We start from the raw sequence: 12,866 nt of genomic DNA, 5'->3' as shown, positions 1-12,866 counted from the left end.
TTCCTCTTACGCTGATTTCTTTTTAATCTCTAAGGCAACATCTTCGATCATGTCTTCTTGACCGCCTACTGCACCCATTTCACCTAATGCCATTAAGATTTCTCGTGCTGGCACGCCATGGTTTTTCTCTGCTCTTTTTGCATGAAGCAAAAATGATGAATAGACGCCTGCATAGCCTAACGTTAAAGAGTCTCTGTCAATACGAGTTGGTGTTGGCATTAACGGAAGCGCAATATCCTCAGCGACGTCCATAAGCTTATCGACATCAACACCAGTTTCAATGCCCATTCGATTACAAACCGCGACCATCACTTCTAGTGGTGTATTACCTGCACCTGCTCCAAAGCCTGCAACAGAACCATCAATACGAGTAGCCCCTGCTTCAATTGCCGCTAGTGAGTTTGAAATACCCATTGCCATGTTGTGATGACCATGAAAACCGATTTCGATATCATCGCTAAATTCCGCTCTTAATGCGGCAATTCGATCGGTTACATCATCTGGCAACAGGTAACCCGCTGAGTCGGTTGCATAAATGCAATTTGCACCGTAATCAACCATTTTTTTAGCTTGCTCTAACAATGCCTCAGGTGATGTCATATGCGCCATCATCAAAAAACCAACCGTATCTAAGCCATATTCACGCCCTTTTTGGATGTGCTGCTCAGAAACATCAGCTTCTGTACAGTGTGTGGCCACACGGATTGTTGAAATACCACAGTCAGCTGCCATCGCAAGATCATCGACCGTACCTAAACCAGGCAGTAACAATGCTGATATTTTGGCATTCTTCATTTTTGGTACAACTGCTTCAAGATATTCACGGTTCGAATGTTTTCCAAACCCGTAGTTTACTGAAGAGCCGCCTAAGCCATCTCCATGTGTTACTTCGATTAATGGCATTCCAGCTTCATCCAACGCAACAGCCATCCTAACCATATCGTCTAATGAGAACTGATGGCTGACTGAGTGCATACCATCACGTAACGCATTATCGTGTAACTTAATTTTTTTACCTTTTAAATTCATCACCAACCCCCTAAGCTAATTTGGTTAATGTCAGTGTGCCGTTTTCAATCTCTTCGGCAAACATTTCTGCTGTTCTTGTCCCAGCAGCCGTCATAATATCCAAATTACCGGCATACTTTGGAAGGTAATCTCCTAGCCCTTCAACCTCTAGAAATATACTAACTCTATGTCCATCAAAAATTGGTCCATTTTTTAACTTATAGCCTGGCACATATTTTTGCACTTCTTTAATCATTGCGTGAACTGATTCTGTAATTGCTTTTTGATCTGGTTCTTCTTCAGTTAAGCAATGAACAGTATCCCTCATAATTAAAGGTGGCTCTGCAGGGTTTAAAATAATAATCGCTTTGCCTTTCTTAGCACCACCAATTTCTTCAACGGCTCGGGCTGTCGTTCTTGTAAATTCATCGATATTTTTCCGTGTGCCCGGGCCTGCTGATTTTGATGCAACTGTTGCAACAATTTCACCGTACTCTACTGCCTGAACTTGGCTCACAGCAGCCACCATCGGTATCGTTGCTTGGCCACCACAGGTCACCATATTAACGTTCATTTCTTGCTCACCCACATGCTCTTTCAAGTTAACAGGTGGAACACAAAATGGGCCAATAGCTGCCGGCGTTAAATCAATCACTAACACGCCTTTTTCTTGCAATTTACGGTTATTTTCCCCGTGTACATATGCAGACGTTGCATCAAATGCAATTTGTATATTATCTTCTTCAATATGTGGAATTAAGCCATCTACACCTTCATGCGTGGTTTTTAGGCCTGCTTCTCGAGCTTTTAATAAACCCTCTGAGTCAGGATCAATACCTACCATCCACAGCGGGTTTAAATTTGGACTACGTTGTAGCTTAGCCATTAGGTCGGTGCCGATATTACCGGAACCAATCATTGCGCAATTTATTGCCATTTACTAATCTCCTAAAATTTTACGCTTAAACAAAGCGAACAGATGCTGAACCAATGCCGCCTACACTAACTCGCATAGAATCGCCTGCTTTAGCATCAACCATCATGCATAATGCGCCTGATAAAATAACTTCACCGGCTTTTAATGTTACGCCTAAGGCACCCATCGTATTAGCTAACCAAGTCATTGCATTAACAGGTGAACCAAGTGCTGCTGCTCCTGCACCTGTGTGCATTAGTTCGCCATTTTTTTCGAGTGTTAAACCACATACGCTTAAATCTACTTTGCGTGGGTCAACAGCCGTTCCACCTAATACAAGATAACCACATGATGCATTGTCAGCTACTGTATCTTGAATTTTAATTTTCCAATCCGTGATTCGTGAGTCAACAATTTCGAAACAAGGCATTACTGCTTCTGTCGCCGCCAAAATATCCGCATTGGTTAAGCCTGGCCCACACAAGTCTTTTTTTAGAACGAATGCTATCTCGCCTTCTGCTTTCGGTTGAATCATTTTTTCAGAGATAGGAATATCCTGTCCTTCTGACATCACCATGTCACTCAATAGGTAACCAAAATCAGGCTGGTTTACACCAAGCATATCCATCACAACTTTGCTGGTACAACCTACTTTTTTACCGACAACTTTTTCACCCGCGTCAAGACGACGTTGAATCATTTGATGTTGAATTTTATAGGCATCTTCAATCGTCACCTCTGGTGAACGCTCGGTAATCGGCGCAATTGTTTGTTGCGTAATAAGCGCCTCATACAGCTCATCGCCGTATTGAATTATTTTATCTTGATCCATTTTTATTCCTTATAGTTTTACACAAATATTGGTCAGCTCTGAATAGAACTCCAATGAATAATGGCCACCTTCACGGCCTGTTCCAGATTGCTTTGCACCACCGAAAGGTGTACGTAAATCTCTTAGGAACCAGCTATTAACCCAGCAAATACCCGTTTCCATTTGAGCGGCAACTCGGTGTGCGCGAGTAACATTTTCTGTCCAAACAGATGAAGCTAGACCATAAGGAGTATCGTTTGCTAACTCGATGGCTTCTGCTTCTGTATCAAATGGTGTGATGTGTGTGCACGGGCCGAAGATTTCTTCTTGCACAACCTTAGCTGTTTCTGGCAACCCTGTCCAGATAGTTGGTTCTATCCAATAACCACCAGCTAAGTCTTCAGGCATGTCAGGAATACCACCACCTGTTACGACTGTTGCGCCTTCATCCACTGCCGCTTGATAGTAGCTCAATACTTTTTCACGGTGTGATTTACTAATTAATGGCCCCATATTGGTTTCGGGGTCTTCAGGTCGACCTAATTTAAGCGCTTCAGCGCCTTCTTTTAAACGTTGTACAAACTCGTCAAAAATTGGTCGTTCAACATATACTCGCTCTGTTCCGAGGCAAACCTGCCCACAGTTAGCAAATGCCGAGCGTAATGTTCCTTCAATCGCTTTATCCATGTCACAGTCAGCAAAAACAATGCCCGCATTTTTTCCACCGAGTTCTAGCGATGAATCGCGAACACCTACCGAAGCCGCAGCTGCAATACGCTCACCCGTTGCTGTTGAGCCTGTGAAAGTAATCGCATCTAGGCCTGGGTTCGTGATCAAGGCTTCACCCACTTCACGACCTTTGCCCAGAATAACGTTATAAACGCCTTTTGGCACCCCTGCCTCGTTCATTACCTCACCCAATAAAGTGGATGTTAATTGTGTTTCTTCAGAAGGCTTTACAATGACTGTATTACCACATGCTAACGCGGGAGCAATTTTCCATGTCATCAATAACAAAGGTAAGTTCCAAGGACCAATAACACCAATCACACCTTTAGGCTTATGAACTGTATAGTTTAGCGCGCCTGTACCGTCTGGTGTCGGCATGTGAAAAGCTTCATCCCCAACATTTTTAATCGTATCTGCAAAAATTTTAAAATTAGCAGCGCCTCGGGGAATATCAATATGACTCGCTAAGGAATAAGGCTTACCCGTATCTAAACACTCAGCCTCTAAAAATTCATCAAAACGCGCATTAATACCGTCGGCAATTTTATATAAAATATCCACACGATCTTGGATAGAGTAACCAGCCCAAGGCCCTTTTAATGCTATGCGGGCAGCATCTACTGCTTCGCCAACTTGCTCTATGCTAGTTTTGTGATATTGGCAGACCAGTTCTCCTGTTGCTGGTGAATATATTTCACCAAAACCACCAGAACCAACAAACTCACCATTAATAAACCCTTTTATTTCTCTCATATTTTTTTAGAACCTTTACTAAATAATAATGTAATTAAACCAAGACATAATCAATTGCATCTACGCCAGCTTGCGCGCAAAGAATATCTTCTTCTTCTGAACCACCTGAGACACCAATCGCACCTATAACGTCTTCACCTTCAAAAATTGGCAAACCGCCACCAAAAGTCACTACATTCGGTCGCCCAGCTATGCCCGCTTGCAACTGGGTCTTACCTTGAAGCACTTCACCCCACTGCATTGTAGGAAACCCAAAGCCTGCAGCTGTGTACGCTTTATCCTTAGCAATTGTCATGGAGGGTAGAAACGACTTATTCATACGCAAAAATGCCATTTCTGACGCCCCGCGATCCACAACCGACACACAAATGTTAATGCCAATTTCTTTTGCTTTTTCGACTGCAGCTTGCACCGCAGTAAAAGCTGCTTCGGTGGAAATATTTTTAGTTACAATACTGCTAGACATAACACTAAGACGTAACGCCCATAAAACTCTCAACCAATTGACGAGAGTGATAGAAAATAGCCTGACCAATATTATCTGCTGTCCATGTTAAGACAGGGCTATCGGGATACACGTAGCTATCTTCAGCGAATACTTCGTTACGGTTACCCGATGGATCAAAGAAATAGATCGTTTGTCCTCGAGTTAAACCATGTCGTGTTGGGCCAGTTTCCAATGGAATATCTTCCATCGAAATAATATCACCTGCTTTTAATACGCCTTCCCAAGAACTTAATAAAAATGAAGCATGGTGTAATTGACCTGATTTTTCAGAACGGATAAAGGCAACATCATGCGCCTTAGTGCTACACGTTAAAAATGCTGCCAGTTGAGTTTCACCATCAACTATTTGCTCAGTTAATTGGAAATCTAATGCTTCGGTAAAAAATTTAAAGTTTTCTTCAAAATTATTACCATACAATAAACAATGATCAAAACGAATGGGCTCCATTCCTTTCAAACCTCTTGGCCAAGGAGCAGGGTTAGTGGTTGGAAGACCGTTACCCACTTGTTCTTTTTCAGCATATAAATCAAAGGTATGACCAGCAGGCGCGACAAAGCGAACCCGTTCACCACAGCCCTTTAATTCGCCAGCAGGAATTCTTTTTGTTTCAATACCAAAGTTTTTAACATTAGACTCATAACGCCACAAATCTTGCTCTGTTGCGACTTTAAACGCCATGTGGTCCATACCTGAGCGATCTGAAGGCTCCAATACTAGCGAAAACTTATCTTGCTCATCCCAACATTTAAGATAGACACGACCCTGATCATCTCGGTCAGTTTCTATCAGACCAATATTTTCACAATAATGGTTTAGTGATTCTTCCATATCCAACACTCTTAGTTGGGTATGTCCTGGACGTAAAATACCTGTCATTGCCATGGTTAGCTCTCCTATCTCTATTAATTTTTTGAAATTACGTTGCACTATAACTATTTAATGCGATCAACACACTTTACCGCGATACAATTTTTTGTAAAAGCCCAATCATACATAATACCATATTGTTGGAAAGCTTCTAATACCATATTGCCTCACAACATCCTTTACCCCCTGTCATTCAAAGTTGATCATTATTAATTATGCTTTATTTAAATGATGACTTTTTAGCCCCTCAGTTTAAGGCCATTTCGTTGATTCAATTGGCTAAAAAAGCCACGTAAGTACCTTACGTGGCTTTTTTAGATGTATAACAAATCAACAATTCACATATCGTTTTTGCTTATGTATATACTGTTGTGAAGGTTTCATTCAAAACACCCGTATGGTAGAAAATACCACTGCCGATCTGGTCTTCGGTCCAAGTCGTCACTGGTCTATCGCGTTGCGCCAAGTAGCCTAAGCCTCCGAAGGTTTCGTTTCTATTTCCTGATGGATCAAAGAAATAAATTGTGTAGCCTCTTGTTACCCCATGCCGTTGTGGCGTCACATCAATTTTCACTTTATTCTTACCCATAACATCGGCGGCCTTTAACACATCATCCCAACTATCCATATAGAAGGCGAGATGATGTAAACCATTAATAGGCCCACCAACAAAGGCAATATCATGCGGTGTATTACTAACCGATAACCATGTTGCCAATTGCTCATTGCCTTCAGGCCCAACCAAGATTTGCTCTACCAGATAAAAATCTAAAACATCGATCATGAATCTCGTATTTTCTTCAACCTTATTAACCCCGTTACCAAGGTCGAACTCACTCATTAGCAAGGCGTGATCTAGCCAATGTACGCCGGCTCCTTGCAAACCATCCGGCCAGGGTTCTGGGTTAACCGCACCTACCTCAGTACCAACATATTCTTTCTCGGCATATAGATACATTTCATGCCCACTAGGTATATTAAATTTCAATACGCGGCCAACAAATGGCCGCCCCCCTTCCGCAATATCCTCTACCACAACACCGTACTGAGTAATGCGCCTTTTAAACTCATCCAAATCCGCATTGCTTTCTACTTTATAGCCCAGGTTTATCACTCCTGCTATATCAGCCTCGGTCAAAATCACGGAATATTTATCCCACTCATCCCAACATTTCAAATAAACATTGCCTGCCGTATCTGTATGTACTACTTTCATACCAATTACATTTACGTAATGTTTTACAGACGCCTCCATATCCAAAACACGGATATTGATATGGCTTATTCTCATGACACCCATAATATCTCCTCTTCTTGATTTAAATCGCAAATAATTACCGACCTGATGGTGGCAAGATATACCTCATATTGCATTGATTTAAATCAGAAAAGCCCTTATCTATAAGGGCTTTTCTATACAAGGTTATTTATTGCGGTTTTAGGTCATTAAGATGTGGACCAGGGTGTTTTAGTACTTTTCTTTACAATGTTTTTTTGTAACTTACCAATAACGCTCAAACTCAGGTCGCTGCGGGGGAACACTCTACACGCCAAGACACTGCCAGATGCTTCCTCATCGGCAGATACATGCGCCCTGCTCATTTTTTTAGTGTCATACACTCCAGAATTTATTTGTATTTTACAAACACCACAACCCCCTCCCTGACAACCCGACGGGATACCTTTTTTACCCATTCTCGACATTGCAGATAAAAGATGTCGATCTGGTTGGCACTTAAAGCTTTCCCCTGTGTTTTCTATTGTGATAACAAAATTTTGAGCTTCATCACGCACTGCATCAGTCATAAGCATTAATACAAGTCGTTAAACTTCTGGAGTATATAAGTCTGAAAAGAATGCTGACGGCTTTAAATTCTTATTTGCAATCAGTTCGTCTGCCACTGCTTTCACCATTGCAGGTGAACCAGCACTATAGGCTTGCCACTCAGACAAATCATTAGGCGTTAGTCGATCAACCACCTCTGTAATTAAGCCCGTATGCCCCTCCCAATCTTCTTGGTGCGATAAAGCCGGGTGATAATGGAAGCCACCATATTTCTTTGCTAAAGCATGCATAAAATCAGACTCTAGTAATTCACTCTCTTCACGACAACCTAAAAAATAATGCACTTCACGATTAGCTAATTGATCGGTTTCATCCAAATAATGAATCATCGAACGAATATAGCTTGCACCAGATGCCCCCGCCACAAAGATCAAATTCCGCTTACTGTCTTCTCGTAAATAAGCCTCACCCATTGGCATGTGTAATTGAACAACATCACCGGCTTTTAGTGAATATAAATAAGCTGCACCTGTTCCCAACTTATCTTCTTTCACTAACAGCTCCACCTCACCTTTTTTATTCGGTGAAGAGGCAATTGAATAATATGACGCCTTATCCAAATTTGGTAATAAGACCGCCAAATATTGACCGGCTTTAAATTCGAGCGACTTAGGCTCAAGCAGTTCAATTCTAAGTAAAATAATACCCTTGCTGACAAAGCCAGAATAAACGACTTGCCCCTTATGCGTTACTTCCATCCAAAACTCTCTTTTAATAATTAAAGCACATAACATGGTAACAACAACCAAGCCCGATACTTTTTATATCATGAGCGCACTGCTCACTTTTTTAATTTTTCTATTGAACTCACTAAACATATAGCCATAACTAGTCTCCCTTAGTTAAACAGTGCACTTCATACTCGTCACCGCAACCTTAGTCAGTTTATCTTGCGAAACGAATTCCTTGCACAATAGAAAATCTAATCTCTTTTATATTATACAAAATTAGTAAAATACAACTTTATTTATTGAAGCAAATCCTAACCCTATAAAAGAACATTCAAGATCCTATATTAAAAAACTTATAAACATTACCTTTACAAAGTCGACTGTAGGGCAAATAAAAAAGCCCTAGCGACAAGTCTGCTAGGGCTTTTTGCTTTATATACTAAACACTATAAACATCTAATACAGTATCAACAACATCATTGTGTAACGTGATTTTTCTATAGCAAATTTTCAACTCACCATCCACTTTACGTAAACGGTGCTCTTGAACACCAAAAGCATTACGACTCACTTTAGAATGATAACTGTGTGTCACCCAAGACGAATGAACAACAATCTCGCCTTCATCATTTTCAGACACTCTAAAGTTGCTGTTCATATGACACGTTCTAGGTAATGGGCTTGCAGAATAAGCCAATTCTGTTCTGATTCTATACACCCTATCCTCAAGACCTGAGCGATTACCATAATAAATCAATGAAATTTCACGCTTAGGGTTACTCGTTTGAGTATATTCATCAATCCATGATGGCATCCAATAGGTAGCATCTTTTGTATATAAATTAATCCAATCATCCCACTGCTTATGGTCTAGAGCGGCAGCCTCATTAATAATTACATCTATGGCTTGTTCTTTTAATACTAAATCCATCTTAACTTTCCTCCGCTTGGCCTTCAGCCATCATCTCGGCCCACCGCTTATGCTGCGCAACCATAATACCTTCATCTTCAAGGTTAGTACCTGACTCAACAGGGTTAATTCCAACAGTTTTAGCAACTTTTTCTGGCCCTTCAACCGTATTCATTGCCCCACGACACATATCACTCCAACGTTGTTTTTCACCCATAAAGCCTATCTGGCTGTTATTGAATGCTGTTAAATCATCCGGTGTTGCCATGCCTGTTGCATTGAAGAAATCCTCATACTGCCGAATACGGCGCTCACGGGCTTCATCTGACTCCCCAACCGGTGCAACACAATAGGTTGTTACTTCTGTTTTATCAACAGAAATAGGGCGGAAATGGCGAATCTGCGTACTCATTTGATCCATTAAGAATACGTTTGGATAGATGCAGGTATTACGTAAAAAACCCGCCATAAATTCTGCTCGCGCCTCTCCAAATTTTTCTCGTAGCGCTGGCATCTGCCCACCAACATAAAGTGGACGATCTTGGGCACTAGGAAATTTCCCCCATAACATCACATGACCATTCCCAAAGTGGTAGTAACCACCCGGTAGCTCCCCAGTAGATCCTGTCGTCATCGCGCCCACATCTGCTGCTTTAACTGCGTCATTCTCTGCTTGGATTTTTTTACGATTGGCTAATGTCATTACATAATTGCCATGAATAGCTTCTAAATGATAACCATCCACACCATTTTCCGCCTGTAATTTCCAATTTCCATTATAGGTATAGGTTGTTATACCCGGTAACACCTCTAGGCCTCCCTCAGCCTGATCTACCAGTAGATCTATCGAGTGCGTCGCCTCGCCTAAGAACTCTTTTAAACTACATGCATTGTCATCCAGCACACCAAAAACAAAACCTCTGTAGCTTTCAATATCACCTATTGTTTGAAGGCCTAAATTATCTTTATCGAAGCTCTCACTATAGCCCACACTGTTTTTATGCTCACCACAATCCAGTAATTTCCCTTTCATGTCGTACGTCCACATATGAAATGGGCAAACCATTTTACGCTTATTACCACATGCAGTGTTTACCAGTTGCGCACCCCTGTGTGAACAGGCATTAATAAAGCCATGGATTTCACCGTCTTTATCACGCGTAACGATAACGGGCTGACGCCCCATATATGTTGTAAAGAAATCATTGGGGTTTTTAATTTGGCTTTCATGGCAAAGATAAACCCAGTTTTTTTCAAAAATGGTTTTCATTTCCATGTCAAAAATTTCTTCATCAGTGAAGACCCTTCTATCAGCACGGTAAATACCCTGCTCTTTATCCTCGATCAAATAGCTCCCAAAATCGATTTTATTTTGTTTACCCATTCTTTATTCTCCTTTTATCAGCCTGTTAACTCGGCTGCATCATTAATCTTATTCTCAACTAACTCTGTCGTTTGAGTAAGTGAACTATATCAATATAAACTTTTCCAGCCATGACTTACATCATTTACTTGATAATTTTATATATATTACCCTTTATTCATTTTCATGTATTCAACGTTAACGTCTACATTGCTCGCCAACATTATAGAGTTCTATGGCTGACTCCATAAAAAGGCCAGCTTTTAAACTGGCCTTTACTCAAACAAGCGTTAAGCAATGATTATTTTCCAAATGAGCGCATATACTGAACACTAAATTGTTTTTTCTTAACCAGTTTCGGGTCAACAATACCTTTAAACTGGCCAGTTGTACAATGCATGGCTTGCACATCCATCATGCCAAACGCATCATCAATTGAAACACCTGTTCCTTTATTGATAGGCAAATGACTATCAGGGTGCGCCTGACCAATCATCCAAGATTTCCAGTACTTTCCTTGGCGGTCATGAACCACTGTACGCGGTAGCGTGAAGGTTTGAGCATCCATAAAGTGAACTCGTTTTCCAATGGGGTGGTTAGGATCAACCGGATCAGACTCAACAACATACACTTTTCTTAAAGAGTACGTAACGTTAGGGAAACAGCCGCCTTTACCGTGACACGTTGTATAGTTGCATAGGTGTAGCCGTCAGACTCATTGAATTCGCTAGTACGTTCTTGCTTTGAAGAGTCATACATTGGCAATAACATTGTTTTTGTGCCTTTATAAGTCCAATTCATATCAGAAATACGACCTTTATAGCCTTCAAAATCTTCAATCATAAGGTCAGAGCCTAAGAATGAATCGGTTACTTGACCCGTTGCTAAACGACGGACACGGCGTTGGAAACCAAGGTATAGCCAAGCGTTATCGCGTTTTAAATCATTTTTATGACGATGAATTAATAATTGTGTGTGTTTTTACGTCGAAAGGGGCTTCAACATTTAAGTAAACTGCACGAAATAACTTACTTGGATTCTTTTCAAACTCTGGTAACGGCTCGTGATTGACCCTGTGCATATAATTCAAGAAGAAGTTCCATCATCTCCCCTCAATTATTTTTTTTATTATTACCAGCACATACTGTACCAAACGCATATATCAGAAGTTGGTACAGCATGTGCACGCCTCATTAGTTCATATTGCATCACCGACGAACAGCAATATAAATTGAGGTTATTTTTACCACCAATAACTATATGGCTATTTGATTCCATCACTATTTGGTAACTATTCAAATCTATAATTAACCAAATAATGACTAAAATCACTAATCAATAATTACTAACATTAATTAAAAAAAGGAATATCCTATGAGAACAGCGATCTATTACGGCCCCCAAGATATTCGTTGTGGCGAGAAACCCGAACCAGAAATTAATGAATCTCATCAAATTTTAGTGGAGGTTGACGCAACGTCAATTTGTGGTTCTGACTTACATGTATACCGTGGCGCTCTGGATGCCATGTTGGAACCGGGGCACTCACAAATAGGTCATGAATTAATAGCCCACGTTCGTGAAGTCGGCCGAGGCGTTGGTAAATTTAAAGCCGGCGACCGAATTTCTATGGCTTATTCATGCTCTTGCGGCGAATGTTATATGTGCGGAGTAGGGCAAACCGCGCATTGTGAAACCACCGAAAAAGCGGTTTATGGTTTTGGTATTCCATTTGGCGACTTAAACGGCACGCATACTGAGGCTCTTATTTTACCGCATGCTGAAGGGCATGTTATAAAAGTACCCGATGCTATTGATGATGCCTCCGCACTCACATTGTCATGCAACCTACCTTCTGCCATTATTGCCAACAAACTGGCCGATATTCAGCCCGGGGAGAACGTTGCTATTATTGGTTGTGGCCCAACGGGGCTATTAACTATGGATATTGCCTTGGGCAAATCTGCTGGGCAAGTTGTTTGTATTGATCAACTCGATTATCGCCTTGCCATAGCTGCAAAAAAAGGCGCAACAACTATCAATTCAACAAAACAAGGCTGGAAAGATGAAGCTCTATCTCTAACAAATAGCCGGGGGTTTGATAAGGTTATTGAGGTAGTCGGTTACCCGGAAACACTTCAAATGTGCCTGGATATCATTCGACCAGGCGGGACCATTGCGGCTATTGGAGTTTTCTGCGATCAAGAGTTTAATTTAGTATTGGCTGATGTGTTTTTACGAGATATAAGCCTGCACATGAATGGTTTTGCTAATGTGCAACCTTACATGTGGGAAGGCATACGTTTAATGGAACGAGGTGTCATTAACCCATCTGAATATTTTTCTCACACCTATACACTCGACCATATCGATCAGGCGTTCAGCACGTTTTATGAAAAATCAGACCATGCACTTAAAATGCTTATTAAACCTTAACTAAGCACACTTAAACACACATAAAAAAAGCCCCTTCAAAAGGGGCT

General features: G+C 41.1%; 14 protein-coding genes. 1 reads left to right on the top strand and 13 read right to left on the bottom strand.

The annotated features are described in order from the left end of the window. Nucleotides 1-6: 6 nt before the first annotated feature. From dmpG to KUG63_RS05530, 13 genes are all read right to left on the bottom strand, one after another. Entirely contained in the window at nucleotides 7-1,029 is a 1,023-nt protein-coding gene (gene dmpG, locus KUG63_RS05590; RefSeq protein WP_016389825.1) for a 4-hydroxy-2-oxovalerate aldolase, read from the bottom strand. A 10-nt stretch (nucleotides 1,030-1,039) separates the two neighbouring features. After that, entirely contained in the window at nucleotides 1,040-1,945 is a 906-nt protein-coding gene (locus tag KUG63_RS05585) for an acetaldehyde dehydrogenase (acetylating) (RefSeq protein WP_016389826.1), read from the bottom strand. 25 nt (nucleotides 1,946-1,970) lie between these two features. Continuing rightward, complete coding sequence (dmpE, locus tag KUG63_RS05580) at nucleotides 1,971-2,756, bottom strand: 2-oxopent-4-enoate hydratase (RefSeq protein WP_015005318.1); 786 nt, start codon at nucleotides 2,754-2,756, stop codon at nucleotides 1,971-1,973. A gap of 9 nt (nucleotides 2,757-2,765) precedes the next feature. Next, on the bottom strand, nucleotides 2,766-4,217 hold the full coding sequence (locus KUG63_RS05575; protein ID WP_016389827.1) for a 2-hydroxymuconic semialdehyde dehydrogenase: 1,452 nt from the start codon (nucleotides 4,215-4,217) through the stop codon (nucleotides 2,766-2,768). A gap of 34 nt (nucleotides 4,218-4,251) precedes the next feature. Next, nucleotides 4,252-4,683, bottom strand: coding sequence for a GlcG/HbpS family heme-binding protein (locus tag KUG63_RS05570; RefSeq protein ID WP_015005316.1), 432 nt, complete (start codon nucleotides 4,681-4,683; stop codon nucleotides 4,252-4,254). Nucleotides 4,684-4,687: 4 nt separating this feature from the next. Further along, nucleotides 4,688-5,608, bottom strand: a complete 921-nt coding sequence (locus tag KUG63_RS05565; protein ID WP_016389828.1) for a catechol 2,3-dioxygenase — start codon at nucleotides 5,606-5,608, stop codon at nucleotides 4,688-4,690. Between the two features lie 340 nt (nucleotides 5,609-5,948). Further along, the gene (locus KUG63_RS05560; protein WP_287554376.1) at nucleotides 5,949-6,893 is read right to left on the bottom strand and encodes a catechol 2,3-dioxygenase; all 945 of its coding nucleotides are present in this window, start codon (nucleotides 6,891-6,893) and stop codon (nucleotides 5,949-5,951) included. A 146-nt stretch (nucleotides 6,894-7,039) separates the two neighbouring features. Further along, nucleotides 7,040-7,399 carry a 2Fe-2S iron-sulfur cluster-binding protein gene (locus KUG63_RS05555; RefSeq protein WP_020932966.1) on the bottom strand — a complete coding sequence of 120 codons (360 nt, stop codon included), beginning with the start codon at nucleotides 7,397-7,399 and terminating at the stop codon, nucleotides 7,040-7,042. 18 nt (nucleotides 7,400-7,417) lie between these two features. After that, nucleotides 7,418-8,137: an FAD-binding oxidoreductase gene (locus KUG63_RS05550; RefSeq protein WP_287554374.1), complete on the bottom strand. Its 720-nt coding sequence runs from the start codon at nucleotides 8,135-8,137 to the stop codon at nucleotides 7,418-7,420. A gap of 412 nt (nucleotides 8,138-8,549) precedes the next feature. Continuing rightward, nucleotides 8,550-9,041: an aromatic-ring-hydroxylating dioxygenase subunit beta gene (locus KUG63_RS05545; RefSeq protein ID WP_287554372.1), complete on the bottom strand. Its 492-nt coding sequence runs from the start codon at nucleotides 9,039-9,041 to the stop codon at nucleotides 8,550-8,552. Nucleotide 9,042: 1 nt separating this feature from the next. Then, nucleotides 9,043-10,404 carry an aromatic ring-hydroxylating oxygenase subunit alpha gene (locus tag KUG63_RS05540; protein WP_287554371.1) on the bottom strand — a complete coding sequence of 454 codons (1,362 nt, stop codon included), beginning with the start codon at nucleotides 10,402-10,404 and terminating at the stop codon, nucleotides 9,043-9,045. A 280-nt stretch (nucleotides 10,405-10,684) separates the two neighbouring features. Then, nucleotides 10,685-11,014 (bottom strand): DUF1329 domain-containing protein, encoded by a 330-nt coding sequence (locus KUG63_RS05535; RefSeq protein ID WP_287554369.1) that lies wholly within the window; start codon nucleotides 11,012-11,014, stop codon nucleotides 10,685-10,687. A gap of 5 nt (nucleotides 11,015-11,019) precedes the next feature. Further along, nucleotides 11,020-11,346: a DUF1329 domain-containing protein gene (locus KUG63_RS05530; protein ID WP_287554394.1), complete on the bottom strand. Its 327-nt coding sequence runs from the start codon at nucleotides 11,344-11,346 to the stop codon at nucleotides 11,020-11,022. Between the two features lie 411 nt (nucleotides 11,347-11,757). On the opposite strand from KUG63_RS05530, the gene KUG63_RS05525 reads away from it, so the two are divergent. Next, on the top strand, nucleotides 11,758-12,819 hold the full coding sequence (locus KUG63_RS05525; protein WP_287554367.1) for an alcohol dehydrogenase catalytic domain-containing protein: 1,062 nt from the start codon (nucleotides 11,758-11,760) through the stop codon (nucleotides 12,817-12,819). The last annotated feature ends 47 nt before the right edge of the window (nucleotides 12,820-12,866 follow it).

It is taken from the genome of Cycloclasticus sp. (assembly GCF_019090545.1).
Classification (GTDB): Bacteria; Pseudomonadota; Gammaproteobacteria; order Methylococcales; family Cycloclasticaceae; genus Cycloclasticus; species Cycloclasticus pugetii.
The sequence above is the reverse complement of the archived record's forward strand: the minus strand, read 5'-3'. Positions and strand labels throughout refer to the sequence as shown.